Raw genomic sequence first — 17,182 nt, 5'->3', positions numbered from 1 at the left:
GTTCAGCGCCGATGGTAGTGTGGGGTTTCCCCATGTGAGAGTAGGTCATCGCCAGGCATTTAATTATAAGCCCCTGCACATACCGTGCTGGGGCTTTTTTATATCCCTCAGTTTAATAACAATAAACCACTTAAAATATAAGACTTTGACTATAGATTTAGAAGTAAAAGACAAAACCTAGATTAGTGGATAAACTTGCTTGCGAGTTGATAGACTAGTTGTTTTTAAAGAGGAGTTATAGCTTGTCTTCAAATGAAAGAGTCGATTTGACTAGTTTCAACACCTTTCAGGTTCCTGCCTCTGCAAATAATTTAATTGTTCTTGATTCGCACACTGATCTAAGTGTTCTAGGGCGATATAAAGATGAAGAAAAGCTTATTTTAGGTGGTGGTTCTAATCTACTATTTGTCGAGCCTCTAAGTTACGATGTTATTATGTCGAATAGAAAAGGGATTCGATATCATAATGAAACGAAAAACTCAGTTATTGTTACCGTTGAAAGTGGTGAAAACTGGCATTCGTTTGTAATGAAAACTATTTCAGATGGATATTCTGGTTTGGAGAATTTGGCATTAATTCCAGGAAAAGTTGGTGCAGCGCCCGTCCAAAATATTGGTGCCTATGGCGTTGAGTTGAAGGATCGACTAGTTTCATTGACCGTATATGACTTTGAGTCGGGTGTCGTAAAGGAGTTTTCAAATATAGAATGTGGATTTGATTACAGAGATAGCATTTTTAAAAGAGAGAGGGATAGGTATCTAATAATGTCTATTTCTTGTAGATTAGACAAGAGTTTTAATCCAGTTTTAGATTACTCTCCTTTAAAGAAAAGCTTTAATAATAGTAGTGCTATCTCTCCTTTGGATGTTGCGAATCAAGTTATTAATATTAGACAAAGTAAGCTTCCCGATCCTGGCGAGCTTGGTAACGGAGGAAGCTTTTTTAAAAATCCGATTGTTTCTAATGAAGTTTTTGAAGAGATAAGAAAAGAATATTCAAATATAATAGGATTTCCTGCGAAGTCGGGAACAAAAATTGCCGCGGGATGGTTAATAGATAATTTAGGATTGAAAGGATTTAAAAAAGGTAATGCGGGTATATATGAAAAGCAAGCATTGGTATTGGTTAATTTAGGCAACGCTACAGGTAAGGAAATTTTTGAGCTATCTGAATTTGTCATTGAAAAAGTGAAATATGCTTACGGACTCACCTTAGAAAGGGAAGTGAGAGTTCTGACAAATTCGAGCATTAACTCGTGAAGCTAGAGCCTCTTCTCCAATTGCTTAGTGATGGGCAATTTCACTCGGGACAGGATTTATCTAACACTCTCGGGGTGTCTAGAACTTCGGTTTGGAAAAAAATAAAGAAAATCGAGCAAAGTGGAATTGAGGTTTTTTGTGTTCGAGGTAGAGGTTATCAAATTCCTGGTGGAATAGATCTTTTAAGCAAAGATAAAATATTTGCTTTACTTTCAGAGCTCGTTGACCGAGAAGACTTACATGTACTTAGTAGCATTGCGTCAACTAATCAGTTTTTGATTTCGAGACCAAGTTGTAAAAGTAATGTTCAAATATGCACTTCGGAGTTTCAATATTCTGGTAGAGGTAGACTCGGTAGAGAATGGTATTCGCCATTCGCTAGTAATATTTACCTTTCATGCAAAATCAAACTCAGTTTATCTATGAGTGAGCTTTCTGGGCTCAGCCTTGCTGTAGGGTGCACTTTGGCAGATAGGTTTCAAAATCTAGGAGCTGCTGATATCAAAGTAAAGTGGCCTAACGACTTGAAATTATATGGTCAAAAGGTTGGAGGCGTTTTAATTGAATTAGCCCATGATGAGCAGAAGGGACTCGAAGCAGTTATTGGAGTTGGAATTAATTGGAATATGCCTGAGAATAATTCCATAGATCAGTCTTGGAGTAATCTGAAAGGCTTTTGTGCTGAAGGGCTTACTAGAAATGAAATTGTTGCGTACATCGCTAAAACAATAATTAATACCGTTAATCAGTTTTCTGCCCTGGGATTTGTCGGGTTCAAAAAATTATGGGATAAATTTGACGAACTGAATGGAAAACCTGTCTGTTTGTTCTCAACGAATAGTAAAATTGTAGGTAAGTGTTCGGGAGTAAACGAGACAGGGGCTATACTAATCGAAGATGATGGTATAATTAAATCATACAACGGAGGTGAGGTTTCTATTAGGGAGATTATTGAGTGATACTCATCGATATTGGTAACAGCTTTCTTAAATGGATGGTTTTACCAGAAGACAAAGCTGTTGAATCTTCTATTTTTAAACGATTTGATCATAAACAAAAATCTTTAAGCCAATTTTGGTCTCTTGTTCGACAAGAGCTTAACTCTTACCATCTCGAGCAAGTAAGTCTTCTTATTTCTAGTGTCAAAGATAGCACAACTAGAAATCTTCTTGAAAGTTTACCTTCTTGGATTGCTGGTTCTCCTTTTGTTGCTATAACAGATGGTTCTATTTCTAGTCTTAAAATAGCATATCAAGAAGCGGAAAATTTAGGAGTGGATAGGTGGTTAGCTATGAATGCATGTTTGTCGCTTGCAAAACATGGCTGCGTGGTCGTAGATGCAGGTACTGCCATAACATTAGACTTATTACCGAATAATTCGGAGCATATAGGTGGGTTTATTGTTCCCGGTCTCAGCAAGCAAAGAGAAGCTTTGCTTGGATCAACAGAAAAAGTGTGGACCAACAAGGCTAGGGCTCCTAAGATGGTTCTTGGCACGAATACAGATGAATGTGTTGAAAATGGAATTTTTGCTCAGATCTCTAATTTCATCGTTACACAAGCGATGCGTTTTGATGTTGATAATCTAGTTTTTACCGGTGGGGATGGTTTTTTGTTATATTCTAATATACGCCCAATACTAGAAAGCAAAAATCTAACCGTACAATTTAGGCCGAATCTTGTCTTTGAAGGATTATTAGCCATCTATAAGAAATATCACAAAAAAATGCAATAAAGCATTGCCATTTCTAAATCATGTAGCTAAAATTGCGCCTCACTTTTTGAGGGAGACTCCTCAAGTGATAAAAGCCGGCTTAGCTCAGTTGGTAGAGCAACTGACTTGTAATCAGTAGGTCGCCAGTTCGATTCCGGCAGCCGGCACCAAATTTAAAAAAGTGTCTCATTGGTATGAGTCACTTTAAAGATAGAGTAGGGGAAAGGTCAGTCAGTTTTGTAAAGGTAATTGCTGACTTAACTCATGGCTCTTTGCAGCAACTTCAAGGGTTGTAGCTGATAGCTAAAGTTCGGAGGGGTTCCCGAGCGGCCAAAGGGATCAGACTGTAAATCTGACGCGAAAGCTTCGCTGGTTCGAATCCAGCCCCCTCCACCAGTTTCTACTAAGCCGTTATTTGGCACTTGCGGGTATAGTTCAACGGTAGAACCTCAGCCTTCCAAGCTGATGATGCGGGTTCGATTCCCGCTACCCGCTCCAGTAATTAGTATGATGCTGATATAGCTCAGTTGGTAGAGCGCACCCTTGGTAAGGGTGAGGTCGGCAGTTCAAATCTGCCTATCAGCACCAGGCTTGCAAGCTGTCAGGGTTTTTGCTTTATAGCTCCCTCGGCGAGTATTAGAAATAGTTTATTAATCAATGTCTTCTAGACGCTTTGGGAGGCTTCTAATGTCTAAAGAAAAATTTGAACGTACGAAACCCCACGTCAATGTGGGAACCATTGGCCACGTTGACCATGGTAAAACAACTTTGACAGCGGCGATGTGTACCGTATTGGCAAAGAAGTTTGGTGGAGCAGCAAAAGATTTCGCAGAAATTGATAATGCACCAGAAGAGAAAGAGCGTGGTATCACAATCGCAACGTCTCACGTTGAGTACGAAACAGACATTCGTCACTACGCACACGTAGACTGCCCAGGTCACGCTGACTATGTTAAGAACATGATCACCGGTGCTGCTCAGATGGATGGAGCTATTTTGGTTGTATCTGCAGCTGATGGCCCAATGCCACAAACACGTGAGCACATCTTGTTATCTCGTCAGGTAGGTGTACCTCGTATTCTTGTTTTCTTAAACAAATGCGATATGGTAGACGACGAAGAGTTGCTAGAGTTAGTTGAAATGGAAGTTCGTGAGTTATTAGACGCTTATGAATTCCCAGGCGACGATACACCTGTTATTCAAGGTTCAGCGTTGAAAGCGTTGGAAGGTGATGAAGCTTACGAAGAGAAAATCGTTGAGTTAGCAAAAGCATTGGACGAGTACATTCCAGAGCCAGAGCGTGCGATTGACCAAGCTTTCCTTCTACCAATCGAAGATGTCTTTTCAATCTCAGGTCGTGGTACGGTTGTAACTGGTCGTGTTGAAAGCGGTATCGTTAAAGTTGGTGAAGAAATCGAAATCGTTGGTATGAAAGATACGACTAAGACCACGGTTACCGGTGTTGAAATGTTCCGTAAGTTATTGGACGAAGGTCGTGCGGGTGACAACGTTGGTGTTCTTCTACGTGGAACTAAGCGTGAAGAAGTAGAGCGTGGTCAAGTATTAGCACACGTTGGTACAATTACTCCACACACTAAGTTTGAATCAGAAGTTTACGTCTTATCGAAAGACGAAGGTGGCCGTCATACTCCTTTCTTTAAAGGATATCGTCCACAGTTCTACTTCCGTACAACAGACGTAACTGGAGCGGTAGAGCTTCCAGAGGGTGTAGAGATGGTAATGCCAGGTGACAACATCAAAATGGTAGTTGAGCTAATTGCTCCTATTGCGATGGATGAAGGTTTACGTTTCGCTATCCGTGAAGGTGGCCGTACTGTTGGTGCCGGTGTTGTTGCTAAAATCCTTGATTAATTAGTTTTATTAAAACGAGTTCTCTCTTGAGTATGTTTACTCAAGAGAAACAGGCCAGTAGCTCAATTGGCAGAGCAGCGGTCTCCAAAACCGCAGGTTGGGGGTTCGATTCCCTCCTGGCCTGCCAAATTCGCAAGGCTTAGCTGAGTTCTTAAGTGGAATAAAGCTACGGCCTTGTTGCGTATATATTAAGGGTAAATCAGACGTGAGTACTGAAGTTAAAACATCATCTGGGTTAGATAGCGTTAAGTGGATAATAGTTGCATTATTGGTTGGTGGTGCTGTTTATGCTAATCACTATTTTGCACAAATCGACACGATGTCTGACTTAGTGAAAATAATAGTAATAATTGCTGCCATCTTGATCGCATTGTTCGTAGCTGCAACTACAGAAAAAGGTAAGACAGCCGTCAACTTTGCAAAAGAGTCTAGGATGGAAGTGAGAAAGGTTGTCTGGCCAACTCGTCAAGAGGCGATTCAGACGACATTAATTATTGTTGTGTTTGTAACTATTGTTTCACTGTTCTTGTGGGGCGTTGATGCATTGCTCGGCTGGGGCGTCAAATCTGTTATGAGCCTTTAGGGAGTTCTTGATGGCAAAGCGATGGTACGTTGTGCAAGCTTATTCTGGATATGAGTCCAAAGTAAAAAAAATGCTTGAAGAGCGCATTAAGTTACACGAGTTAGACGATCAGTTCGGTGAGATTTTAGTCCCAACTGAAGAAGTCGTAGAAATGCGAGCGGGCCAGAAACGCAAGAGTGAACGAAAGTTTTTTCCAGGCTATGTGTTAGTTGAAATGGAGATGAACGACGATTCTTGGCATTTGGTAAGAGAAACTCCAAGAGTAATGGGTTTTATTGGTGGAACATCTGACAGACCTGCTCCGATATCTGAACGAGAAGCAAACGCTATACTGCAACGAGTGGAAGATAGCAGTGATAAACCAAAGCCAAAGACTCTTTTCGAGCCTGGAGAGGTTGTAAGGGTTATCGATGGGCCATTTGCAGATTTTAACGCGACAGTAGAGTCTGTTAATTACGAAAAGAATAGGCTTCAAGTTTCTGTTCTTATATTTGGTCGTTCGACACCAGTAGAATTAGAGTTTGGACAAGTCGAAAAAGGTTAGTTTTTTTAAGCTTGAGTAAAAAAGCTCAGGTCTTGTGTAAATGTGGGGAGCTGAAAAGCGATTGTACCCAAATTGAGGTGAAATATGGCTAAGAAAGTACAAGCTTATATTAAGTTGCAAGTAGCAGCTGGTATGGCAAATCCTAGTCCTCCGGTTGGTCCTGCTTTAGGTCAACATGGTGTGAACATTATGGAGTTCTGTAAAGCGTTTAATGCGGAGACAGACAAAGTCGAAAAAGGTTTACCTATTCCTGTTGTAATTACAGTATACAACGATCGTAGTTTTACGTTTGTAACAAAGACTCCTCCAGCGTCAGTGCTTATTAAAAAGGCATTAAACTTAAAATCTGGAAGTTCGAACCCAAATACTCAGAAGGTAGGTAAGATCAGTCGTGCGCAGTTAGAAGAAATTGCTAAGATGAAAGAACCTGACCTTACCGCGGCCGATATGGATGCTGCTGTTAATACGATTGCTGGAACTGCACGCTCGATGGGCGTGGATGTGGAGGGTTAGTCAATGGCTAAGTTATCAAAACGCGCTAAGCTGATCAAAGAAAAAGTAGATCGTAATAAGGCGTATAGTGTTGAAGAAGCTCTTCAGCTTTTAAAAGATGTTTCTTCTGTTAAGTTTGCTGAAACTGTAGAGATCGCAGTAAATCTAGGAATAGATCCTCGCAAGTCAGATCAAGTTGTTCGCGGTGCGACAGTGTTACCAAACGGCACCGGTAAAGACGTTAGAGTTGCTGTATTTACTCAAGGCGCCAATGCTGATGCTGCGAAAGAAGCGGGTGCTGACATTGTAGGAATGGATGACCTAGCTGAAGAAGTTAAAAAAGGAAATATGGATTTTGACGTTGTTATTGCAAGTCCTGATGCAATGCGTGTTGTTGGACAGTTGGGTCAGATTTTGGGGCCACGAGGATTAATGCCTAATCCAAAAGTTGGTACGGTAACTCCTGATGTCGCGACAGCTGTAAAAAATGCGAAGGCTGGGCAGGTTCAATATCGTGCTGATAAAAATGGTATTGTACATGCGAGTATCGGAAAAATTTCATTTGATGTTAAAGCTTTAACTGAAAATATGGGCTCTCTTATTGCAGCTCTTAAAAAAGCAAAACCTGCTTCAGCTAAAGGCACCTATATGAAGAAAGTTTCACTTTCTTCGACAATGGGACCTGGATTGACAATTGATAAAGCTTCTATTGAAGCAGTTAGAGATTAAGCTTTAGACTCGCGAGAGCGAGACAGAGCTTGGGTTCCTTGTAAATATTATTATTTGTAAGGAACCGTCATAGACCGTAGGTGAGCCAAAGTTTATTTGGTATTGGTCTCTTAAATATAGCCTACGCAGACGGTGTATCCCGACTCAGACTTCTGGGACGGTTCACCGTGTTAAGTTTGGTTGATAATTTATTATCGACTGAAATATGTTAACCCTGTTAAGAGTTTTTTAACAGGAAACACTGGAGGTGAACGAAAGTGGCACTTGGACTTGAAGGCAAAAAAGCGATAGTCGCTGAAGTTAACGAAGTAGCTTCAAAAGCACTATCAGCTGTTACTGCCGAGTACCGCGGAATGACAGTCGAGCAAATGACTTCATTACGTGTGAAAGCTCGAGAGTCAAATGTATATCTGAAAGTAATCAGAAATACATTGGCTAAAAGAGCTATCGAAGGTACCGAGTTCGCCTGCATGTCTGACGCTTTGGTTGGGCCTGTAATTTGTGCGTTTTCTATAGATGAGCCAGGTGCGGCAGCGCGCCTTATCAATGACTTTTCTAAAGAAGCGGAAGCATTAAAGGCAACGTCTGTTGCAATTGGTGGTGAATTACATGGTGCAGAACAGCTTGAAGCTGTTTCTAAGTTACCAACTAAAGAAGAAGCAATTGCTTCATTGATGATGGTCATGAACGGACCGGTTACCAAACTGGCTCGTACATTGAACGAATTCCCATCGCGAATTACTCGAGTAATCGCGGCGGTGAAAGATCAGAAGCAAGCGGCGTAATATTCGGTTTAAAAGTAAACTTCGGTTTTACGAATTTATTTAATTTAATTTTACTTATACCCAGGAGAAAGAGTCATGGCTCTATCTAAAGACGATATTTTAAATGCAATTGCAGACATGAGCGTAATGGAAGTTGTTGAGCTTGTTGAAGCAATGGAAGAAAAATTCGGTGTATCAGCACAAGCTGCTGTTGCAGTCGCTGGTCCTGCTGCCGGCGGTGACGCTGGTGCAGCTGCTGAAGAGAAGACTGAGTTCGACGTAGTAATGAAAAGCTTTGGAAGCAACAAAGTTGCTGTTATCAAAGCGGTTCGTGGTGCAACTGGTCTTGGTCTTAAAGAAGCGAAAGAAATGGTTGAAGGCGCACCTGCAACTATTAAAGAAGCTGCTTCTAAAGAAGAAGCCGAAGAACTTAAAAAGCAGCTTGAAGAAGCTGGTGCAGAAGTCGAACTTAAATAATTTAAGTTTGACTTTGGCGAGATAAATCGCCAACACAATTCCGGCTGAGCGCTTAAGAAGCGCTCGGCCGTTTTGTCGTTTAAAAATAACGGTCGAACCGGTTTGATACGGGCTTTAATTTCAAGGCTCTATACCGATTTCATGCAGTCAGCATCTCCGTATCAAGTGTTGATTGATTGTATTACCCCTGTAAGCTAACTGAGGAACCCAGATGGCGTATTCATACACAGAGAAAAAGCGAATCCGTAAGGATTTCGGGACTCGTAAAAAAATTCTTGATGTCCCTTATTTGCTTGCCACTCAGCTAGACTCTTATCGCTCGTTTATCAATGAATTGGGCGACTCAAAAGATTCTGGTTTAGATCAGGCGTTTAAATCTGTTTTTCCTATTGCTTCTTATTCGGGCTCAGCAGCCTTGGAGTATGTGAGCTATCGATTAGGAGAACCCGTTTTTGATGTCAAAGAGTGTCAAATTCGTGGTGTTACCTACGCTGCTCCTCTGAGAGTAAAGATTCGATTAGTGATTTATGACAAGGAATCTAAGACCGGAGCAGTTAAAGATATCAGAGAGCAAGAAGTTTACATGGGCGAAATGCCTTTGATGACGGAAAATGGAACATTCGTTATCAACGGTACAGAGAGAGTTATCGTTTCTCAGTTGCATCGTTCTCCTGGTGTGTTTTTCGATTCTGATAAAGGAAAGACACATTCTTCGGGAAAGTTGCTTTATAACGCACGTGTGATTCCTTATCGTGGTTCATGGCTAGATTTTGAATTTGATCCTAAAGACTCCGTTTTTGTTCGTATTGATCGACGTCGAAAATTACCTGCAACAATTTTATTAAGAGCACTGGGGTATAATACAGAAGAAATACTCGAAATATTTTTTGATACCGATTCTATCGAGTTAGATAGTGATGGGAACGTAAAGCTAAAACTTATTCCTGAACGTTTAAGAGGCGAAACTCCGAGTTTTGATATTAAAGATACAAAAGGAAATGTGATTGTTGAAGAAGGACGTCGGATAACTGTCCGCCACATAAAACAAATGGAAAAACTAGGACTGGAATTACTCGATGTTCCGAATGATTTTCTTCTTGGAAAAGCTATAGCTAAAAATATTATTGATAAAGAAACAGGCGAATTGATCGTTGAGGCTAATGCAGAAGTTACTGAAGAGTTAATTGTAACGTTGATAGAAAATGGTGTTGAGTCATTCCAAGTACTTTATACAAATGATTTGGATCATGGTTCATACATCTCAGACACACTTCGTGTCGATCCGACTCGTGAGCCTTTAGACGCTCTTGTAGAAATTTACCGCATGATGCGTCCTGGTGAGCCTCCTACAAAAGAAGCGGCTGAAGCTTTATTCCACAACTTGTTTTTCACTGAAGACAGATATGATTTATCTGGTGTTGGTCGAATGAAGTTTAATCGACGGGTTGATCGTGAAGAACTGACTGGCCCAGGAGTTCTTTATGATGGTAAGTACTTCTCATCGTTAAAAGATGATTTTTCTAAAAAACTTTATGAAGATTACAAAAGTGAATCTGATATCGTTGAAGTTATTAAAACTCTCGTTTCAATTCGTAATGGTATTGGAGCTGTAGACGATATCGATCATTTAGGAAATCGTCGTATTCGAAGTGTTGGTGAAATGGCGGAAAACCAATTCCGAGTTGGATTGGTGCGTGTCGAGCGAGCTGTAAAAGAAAGATTATCTCAAGCCGAATCTGAAAATTTGATGCCGCAAGATCTAATTAATGCTAAACCAGTATCTGCGGCTATCAAAGAATTTTTTGGTTCAAGTCAGCTTTCTCAGTTTATGGATCAAAATAATCCATTATCTGAAGTGACTCACAAGCGACGTGTTTCCGCTTTAGGTCCTGGTGGTTTAACACGTGAAAGAGCGGGATTTGAGGTACGTGACGTACATCCAACTCATTATGGGCGTGTTTGTCCAATTGAGACACCAGAAGGACCTAATATCGGATTGATAAATTCATTAGCGTGTTACGCTAGGACTAACGATTACGGATTCCTAGAAAGCCCATATCGTCGTGTTAAAGATGGAAAAACAACCGACGAAGTTGATTATCTTTCTGCAATTGATGAAGGGAAATATGTAATTGCCCAAGCTAATGCTACTACCGATGCTGGTGGGAACTTAACAGATGATTTAGTTCCCTGTCGTCATGAAGGTGAATTTACGTTAACGACTCCAGAGCGTGTTGAATATATGGACGTTTCACCACAGCAAATCGTGTCGGTAGCGGCATCGATGATTCCATTCTTAGAGCACGATGATGCGAACCGTGCATTAATGGGCTCAAACATGCAACGTCAGGCTGTTCCAACGTTAAAAGCTGAAAAGCCTCTTGTTGGAACTGGAATGGAGCGAACTGTTGCTGTTGACTCTGGAGTAACGGTTAAAGCGCGTCGTGGCGGAGTAATCGATTCTGTCGACGCTTCTCGAATTGTTGTTCGCGTCAATGAAGATGAAACAACATCCGGTGATGCAGGTGTTGATATTTATAATTTAACTAAATATACACGTTCGAATCAGAATACCTGTATAAACCAACGCTCGATAGTCAGTCCTGGTGATATCATTGAGCGCGGTGATGTACTAGCAGATGGTCCTTCTACTGACCTTGGTGAACTTGCTCTTGGTCAGAATCTTTTAGTGGCATTTATGCCATGGAATGGTTACAACTTCGAGGACTCCATTCTTATTTCAGAGCGAGTTGTTGAAGAAGATCGTTTTACAAGTATTCATATCCAAGAACTAACTTGTATTGCCCGAGATACGAAGTTAGGACCTGAAGAAATCACTGCTGATATCCCTAATGTAGGAGAGAGTGCGCTTTCAAAGCTTGATGAAGCGGGTATTGTTTATATCGGTGCTGAAGTAAAACCTGGTGATATTTTGGTAGGCAAAGTCACGCCTAAAGGCGAGACTCAGTTGACTCCAGAAGAAAAGCTTTTAAGAGCGATTTTTGGTGAGAAAGCTAGTGACGTAAAAGATACTTCTTTGCGCGTATCTTCAGGTACAGTCGGAACGGTTATCGATGTTCAAGTATTTACACGAGATGGTGTAGAAAAAGATTCGCGAGCTACTGAAATCGAAAACAGTGAAATTGCCGCCGCCAAAAAAGATTTAAACGATCAGTTTAGAATTTTGGAAGGCAATATCCATCAACGTGCTTACACTTTGCTGTTGGATACAGTCGTTGAAAAAGGTCCAAATCGAATCAAGAAAGGCTCTACAGTAACTGAAGAGTATTTGTCTGAGTTGGAACGTTCCCAATGGCTTGAGATTCAAGTGCGTGATGAAGAGAAGCAACAAAAACTTGAAGAGTTAACTCAGTATCTTGAAGAGCAGCGCAAAGAGTTTGAAAAGAAATTAGAAATTAAGAAAATGAAAATAACACAAGGTGACGATTTGGCGCCTGGTGTTTTGAAAATTGTTAAAGTTTACATGGCGGTTAAACGACGTGTTCAACCAGGCGATAAAATGGCTGGTAGACATGGAAACAAAGGTGTTATTTCTAATATTGTTCCTGTTGAAGATATGCCGTACCGAGAAAATGGTGAGCCAGTAGATATTGTTTTAAATCCTCTGGGTGTACCGTCTCGGATGAATATTGGTCAGATTTTGGAAACTCACCTGGGGTGGGCTGCCAAAGGATTAGGTCATAAAATTGGTGGCATGCTTGAAGAGAAACAAGAAGTAGAAAAATTTCGAGAGTTTCTTGGTCAAGTATACAATCATCGTGAAGAGCCTACGGTTGATCTTGAAGGTTTGTCCGATAAAGAGGTGATGACTCTTGCTAACAATTTAAGAGGTGGTGTCCCGATGGCCACTCCTGTTTTTGATGGTGCTGCCGAAACAGAAATTAAGCACATGCTTGAGTTGGCTGATTTACCTTCTTCAGGACAAACCGAATTATTTGATGGCCGGACGGGGGATAAGTTTGATCGCCCAGTAACCGTTGGCTACATGTACATGTTGAAGCTTAATCACTTAGTAGATGACAAGATGCATGCTCGTTCTACGGGCTCGTACAGTCTTGTTACGCAACAGCCACTAGGCGGTAAAGCTCAATTCGGTGGACAACGTTTTGGAGAGATGGAAGTTTGGGCACTAGAGGCTTATGGTGCAGCTTATACTCTACAAGAAATGCTTACTGTCAAATCTGATGATGTCAATGGTCGTACAAGAATGTACAAGAATATCGTCGACGGTGATCATCGCATGGAGCCTGGAATGCCAGAATCCTTCAATGTATTGGTGAAGGAAATTCGTTCTCTCGGCATCGATATCGAGCTCGAGGTTGAATAGGGAGTTTGTGTATTAGCGAGCCTTTAACCGGGCTCGCAGCAAACGAACTCTTAGTGACATTAACTCCCTGAAGGAGAATTGCTTTGAAAGACTTACTGAATTTCATCAAACAGCAAAATCAAACTCAAGAATTTGATCGAATTAAAATCGGTCTTGCGTCACCAGAAATGATCAGAAGCTGGTCTTTTGGTGAAGTTAAAAAACCAGAAACAATAAACTACAGAACATTTAAGCCTGAACGAGATGGGTTATTCTGTGCAAAGATTTTTGGACCTGTTAAAGATTATGAGTGTTTGTGCGGAAAGTACAAACGAATGAAACACCGTGGTGTCATTTGTGAAAAATGTGGTGTTGAAGTAACTCTAGCGAAAGTGCGTCGAGATCGAATGGGGCACATTGAGTTAGCGTGTCCGGTTGCTCATATTTGGTTTTTGAAATCGTTGCCATCTCGCATAGGCCTATTACTCGATATGACACTTCGTGATATTGAACGCGTTCTTTATTTTGAAGCATTTGTTGTGATAGAGCCCGGAATGACGACGCTAGAGCGTGGCCAGTTGCTAACTGAAGAAGCGTATCTTGACGCTTTGGAAGAGTTTGGCGATGAATTTGAGGCTAAAATGGGAGCCGAAGCAGTTCAAGAACTTCTTTCTGCTCTAAATTTGGAAGAAGAAGCTGCTGCTCTGCGCGAGGAAATTCCGAATACTAATTCTGAAACTAAACTTAAAAAATTAGGAAAGCGACTTAAATTATTAGAGGCATTTCTGGAATCAGGAAACGATCCTCAATGGATGATTATGACAGTGTTGCCTGTTCTTCCGCCTGACTTACGCCCTCTTGTTCCGCTTGAAGGTGGTCGGTTCGCAACTTCTGATTTGAATGATTTGTATCGTCGAGTAATTAATAGAAATAATCGTTTAAAACGACTTCTGGACTTGAATGCTCCTGATATTATTGTGCGTAATGAAAAGCGTATGTTACAAGAATCAGTTGATGCGTTATTAGACAACGGCCGACGTGGAAGAGCTATTACCGGATCAAATAAGCGTCCTCTTAAGTCTCTTGCTGATATGATTAAGGGTAAACAAGGGCGATTCCGACAAAACCTATTAGGAAAGCGCGTTGACTACTCAGGCCGTTCGGTTATCGTTGTTGGTCCGACTCTCAAGTTGCATCAATGTGGTCTTCCTAAGAAAATGGCTCTTGAGTTGTTTAAGCCATTTATTTTTGGAAAGTTAGAGCTTCGTGGTCTAGCAACCACCATTAAAGCTGCAAAGAAAATGGTTGAGCGCGAAGAAGCTGTTGTTTGGGATATATTAGAAGAGGTTATTCGAGAACACCCTGTTCTATTAAACCGTGCACCGACTCTTCATCGATTAGGGATTCAAGCTTTTGAACCTGTTTTAATCGAAGGTAAAGCAATTCAGTTACATCCCTTGGTTTGTACTGCATACAACGCGGATTTCGATGGCGACCAAATGGCCGTTCACGTTCCTTTAACAATCGAAGCTCAGTTAGAAGCTCGAGCTTTGATGATGTCAACAAACAACGTATTGTCACCCGCAAATGGTGAGCCGATTATTGTTCCAACGCAAGACGTCGTACTTGGCTTATATTTCATGACTCGCGATAGGGTTAATGTTATCGGCGAAGGTATGGTATTTGCGGATACTTCGGAAGTTTTGAGAGCATACTCTTCAGGCGCTGCGGAGTTGCATGCCAAGATTAAAGTACGCTTGAATGAGACGACGATCGATAAAGATGGAAATCGGAATACGGTCAATAAATTGGTGGAGACCACGGTTGGTCGTTCATTGTTGTGGGAAATTGTGCCCGACGGCTTGTCATTTGATTTGATTAATCAAGCTATGACTAAAAAAGCCATCTCTCGATTAGTTAACTCGTGTTATCGAACCCTTGGTTTGAAAGCATCGGTTATTTTTGCTGATCATTTAATGTACACTGGTTATAAATACGCTACTCGTTCAGGAGCTTCAGTCGGAATTAATGATATGGAAGTTCCTGAGGTAAAAGCTGAAATTATCGCGAAAGCAGAAGCTGAAGTAAAAGAGATAGAAGAGCAATACGCATCGGGTTTGGTTACTCAAGGTGAGCGTTATAACAAGGTTGTCGATATTTGGTCTCATACTAATGAGCAAGTAGCAAAAGCTATGATGGATAATTTAGCTATTGATAAAGTTGAGGATTCTGAAGGAAATGTTGTTGAGCAACCTTCATTTAACTCAATATTTATGATGGCAGATTCAGGTGCTCGAGGTAGTGCTGCGCAGATTCGGCAGCTAGCTGGTATGCGTGGATTGATGGCGAAACCAGATGGTTCGATTATTGAAAGTCCAATAAAAGCAAACTTCCGAGAGGGATTAAACGTACTCGAATACTTTATTTCTACGCATGGTGCTCGAAAAGGATTGGCTGATACTGCGCTTAAAACCGCAAACTCAGGTTACTTAACTCGTCGACTTGTTGATGTTGCGCAAGATCTAGTAATTACAGAAGTAGATTGTGGAACTCAAGACGGTGTTGAAATGAAACCTTTGATTGAAGGTGGTGATGTTGTTGAGCCATTGCGAGAAAGAGTGCTAGGGCGTGTAACTGCAGACCATGTTTATATCCCTGGTTCAGACGAAGTGTTATGTGAAGCAAACACATTGTTAGACGAGGCATGGGTAGAAAAGCTAGAAAAACACAGTGTTGACCAAGTTAAAGTACGATCAGTTATTACCTGTGATACGCGTTACGGTGTTTGCGCAAATTGTTACGGCCGAGATCTTGCTCGAGGACACATTATTAATCAAGGTGAATCTGTCGGGGTTATTGCTGCTCAGTCAATTGGTGAGCCTGGAACACAGTTAACAATGCGTACTTTCCACATTGGGGGGGCGGCTTCTCGTCAGTCAGCAGAGAACAATGTTCAAGTTAAAAATGATGGTGTTTTAAAACTTCATAACGCCAAAACTGTAACTCGAGAAGATGAGAAATTAGTTATCGTTTCACGCTCAGCTGAAATCAATTTAATAGATGAATATGGCCGAGAACGCGAGAGATACAAAGTACCTTATGGTGCGGTACTTGATCATAAAGAAGGTGATAAGGTTTCAGGAGGTGAAGTTGTTGCTAATTGGGATCCTCACACGCATCCAATTATTACAGAGTTGAAAGGTCAAATTAAATTTAAAGATTTGGTCGAAGGCGTCAATATGGATCGTCAAACCGATGATCTCACTGGTTTAAGTTCTATCGTAGTTACGGAGTCAAAAGCACGTGGTAAAGGTGCTGATTTAAAGCCCATGATTTATCTGATTGATGCAGATGGTAGTGAAATGAACTTACCGGGAACAGATATTCCTGCTCAATATTTACTTCCTGCAAACTCTATTGTAAATCTTGAAGATGGAGCTGAAGTTGGTATTGGTGATGCACTAGCACGTATACCACAAGAAAGTTCGAAAACTAAAGATATTACCGGTGGTTTGCCTCGAGTTGCAGATTTATTTGAAGCTCGTAAACCGAAAGAACCTGCAATACTTGCAGAAATATCTGGAACCGTGAGCTTTGGTAAAGAAACTAAAGGAAAGCGTCGTCTAATTATTACGCCTCAAGAAGGTGATAATTATGAAGAACTAATTCCAAAATGGCGTCACTTAAATGTTTTCGAGGGTGAGAAAGTTGAAAAGGGTGAGGTTGTATCAGATGGTGCGGACAATCCTCATGATATTTTACGCCTGAAAGGCATTCATGCTGTTGCAAATTATATCGTTAATGAAGTTCAAGAGGTTTATCGATTACAAGGTGTAGGAATTAATGATAAGCACATTGAAGTTATAATTCGTCAGATGCTTCGGAAGTGTACTATAGGAGATCCTGGAGATAGTAAGTTCTTACAAGGTGAACAAATTGAATATGTGAGAGTTCTTGAAGAGAACGATAAACTCATCTCAGATGGAAAAGAGCCTGCGAAGTTGAATCGCGATTTGATGGGGATTACAAAAGCATCTCTCGCAACAGAATCGTTTATTTCAGCCGCATCTTTCCAAGAGACCACTCGAGTCTTAACGGAAGCTGCAGTGAGTGGAAAGTATGATGATCTGCGGGGCTTGAAGGAAAATGTTATCGTGGGTCGTTTGATTCCTGCTGGAACAGGTCTTAGTTATCACCAATCCAGAAGGGATAAGTTTCAAGAGCAAGTCTCTGAAGAGCATAGCATTTCTGCATCTGATGCAGAAAAAGCGCTTACAGAGGCCCTTAGCGGAAACGACTCTTAAAAAGATTACCACATGCGATGATTTCATCGCATGTGGTTAATGTTCAGGCAGGCTATGGAATAGTCTATTTGTCTTGACACCAACCGGTTAGCTCTATACAATCCGGGCCCCTTGAGG

13 protein-coding genes and 5 tRNA genes are annotated in these 17,182 nt (G+C 41.1%); all 18 read left to right on the top strand.

The window, feature by feature from the left end; translation table 11 throughout:
* On the top strand, positions 1-181 hold a 181-nt coding region (locus FAX86_RS22520; RefSeq protein ID WP_205859201.1), incomplete at its 5' end, for a hypothetical protein.
* Positions 182-242: 61 nt separating this feature from the next.
* Entirely contained in the window at positions 243-1,259 is a 1,017-nt protein-coding gene (murB, locus tag FAX86_RS13940; protein ID WP_164503582.1) for a UDP-N-acetylmuramate dehydrogenase, read from the top strand.
* Positions 1,256-2,218 (top strand): biotin--[acetyl-CoA-carboxylase] ligase, encoded by a 963-nt coding sequence (locus FAX86_RS13935; protein ID WP_144394017.1) that lies wholly within the window; start codon positions 1,256-1,258, stop codon positions 2,216-2,218. The genes murB and FAX86_RS13935 overlap by 4 nt, the downstream gene beginning before the upstream one ends.
* Positions 2,215-2,994: a type III pantothenate kinase gene (locus tag FAX86_RS13930; protein ID WP_144394016.1), complete on the top strand. Its 780-nt coding sequence runs from the start codon at positions 2,215-2,217 to the stop codon at positions 2,992-2,994. Before FAX86_RS13935 ends, FAX86_RS13930 begins: the two co-directional genes overlap by 4 nt.
* Before the next feature lie 73 nt (positions 2,995-3,067).
* A tRNA-Thr gene (locus tag FAX86_RS13925) sits at positions 3,068-3,143 on the top strand.
* A gap of 142 nt (positions 3,144-3,285) precedes the next feature.
* A tRNA-Tyr gene (locus tag FAX86_RS13920) sits at positions 3,286-3,369 on the top strand.
* 28 nt (positions 3,370-3,397) lie between these two features.
* Positions 3,398-3,471 (top strand) — tRNA-Gly (locus FAX86_RS13915).
* A gap of 14 nt (positions 3,472-3,485) precedes the next feature.
* Positions 3,486-3,561, top strand: a tRNA-Thr gene (locus tag FAX86_RS13910).
* A 99-nt stretch (positions 3,562-3,660) separates the two neighbouring features.
* Positions 3,661-4,845, top strand: a complete 1,185-nt coding sequence (gene tuf / locus FAX86_RS13905) for an elongation factor Tu (protein ID WP_144394004.1) — start codon at positions 3,661-3,663, stop codon at positions 4,843-4,845.
* A gap of 51 nt (positions 4,846-4,896) precedes the next feature.
* Positions 4,897-4,972: transfer RNA gene (locus FAX86_RS13900), tRNA-Trp, on the top strand.
* Between the two features lie 78 nt (positions 4,973-5,050).
* Positions 5,051-5,428 carry a preprotein translocase subunit SecE gene (gene secE, locus FAX86_RS13895; RefSeq protein WP_144394015.1) on the top strand — a complete coding sequence of 126 codons (378 nt, stop codon included), beginning with the start codon at positions 5,051-5,053 and terminating at the stop codon, positions 5,426-5,428.
* Between the two features lie 10 nt (positions 5,429-5,438).
* Positions 5,439-5,972: a transcription termination/antitermination protein NusG gene (gene nusG, locus FAX86_RS13890; protein ID WP_144394014.1), complete on the top strand. Its 534-nt coding sequence runs from the start codon at positions 5,439-5,441 to the stop codon at positions 5,970-5,972.
* Between the two features lie 84 nt (positions 5,973-6,056).
* The gene (gene rplK, locus FAX86_RS13885; RefSeq protein WP_144394013.1) at positions 6,057-6,485 is read left to right on the top strand and encodes a 50S ribosomal protein L11; all 429 of its coding nucleotides are present in this window, start codon (positions 6,057-6,059) and stop codon (positions 6,483-6,485) included.
* Positions 6,486-6,488: 3 nt separating this feature from the next.
* Positions 6,489-7,193, top strand: a complete 705-nt coding sequence (gene rplA, locus FAX86_RS13880) for a 50S ribosomal protein L1 (RefSeq protein ID WP_144394012.1) — start codon at positions 6,489-6,491, stop codon at positions 7,191-7,193.
* A 257-nt stretch (positions 7,194-7,450) separates the two neighbouring features.
* Complete coding sequence (gene rplJ, locus FAX86_RS13875; RefSeq protein ID WP_144394011.1) at positions 7,451-7,978, top strand: 50S ribosomal protein L10; 528 nt, start codon at positions 7,451-7,453, stop codon at positions 7,976-7,978.
* 75 nt (positions 7,979-8,053) lie between these two features.
* The gene (rplL, locus tag FAX86_RS13870) at positions 8,054-8,434 is read left to right on the top strand and encodes a 50S ribosomal protein L7/L12 (protein WP_144394010.1); all 381 of its coding nucleotides are present in this window, start codon (positions 8,054-8,056) and stop codon (positions 8,432-8,434) included.
* A gap of 211 nt (positions 8,435-8,645) precedes the next feature.
* A complete protein-coding gene (rpoB, locus tag FAX86_RS13865) occupies positions 8,646-12,782 on the top strand; it encodes a DNA-directed RNA polymerase subunit beta (RefSeq protein ID WP_144394009.1) in 4,137 nt (1,378 codons plus the stop codon).
* Between the two features lie 83 nt (positions 12,783-12,865).
* Positions 12,866-17,065: a DNA-directed RNA polymerase subunit beta' gene (gene rpoC / locus FAX86_RS13860; protein WP_144394008.1), complete on the top strand. Its 4,200-nt coding sequence runs from the start codon at positions 12,866-12,868 to the stop codon at positions 17,063-17,065.
* The last annotated feature ends 117 nt before the right edge of the window (positions 17,066-17,182 follow it).

It is taken from the genome of Pleionea sediminis, from assembly GCF_007570825.1.
GTDB lineage: Bacteria > Pseudomonadota > Gammaproteobacteria > Enterobacterales > Kangiellaceae > Pleionea > Pleionea sediminis.
The sequence above is the reverse complement of the archived record's forward strand: the minus strand, read 5'-3'. Positions and strand labels throughout refer to the sequence as shown.

Bases quoted from the DNA above. Each gene is read 5' to 3' on its own strand.
- rpoB (WP_144394009.1), top strand. From the start codon at position 8,646: ATGGCGTATTCATACACAGAGAAAAAGCGAATCCGTAAGGATTTCGGG.
- rplK (WP_144394013.1), top strand. From the start codon at position 6,057: ATGGCTAAGAAAGTACAAGCTTATATTAAGTTGCAAGTAGCAGCTGGT.
- tuf (WP_144394004.1), top strand. From the start codon at position 3,661: ATGTCTAAAGAAAAATTTGAACGTACGAAACCCCACGTCAATGTGGGA.
- rplL (WP_144394010.1), top strand. From the start codon at position 8,054: ATGGCTCTATCTAAAGACGATATTTTAAATGCAATTGCAGACATGAGC.
- rplA (WP_144394012.1), top strand. From the start codon at position 6,489: ATGGCTAAGTTATCAAAACGCGCTAAGCTGATCAAAGAAAAAGTAGAT.
- nusG (WP_144394014.1), top strand. From the start codon at position 5,439: ATGGCAAAGCGATGGTACGTTGTGCAAGCTTATTCTGGATATGAGTCC.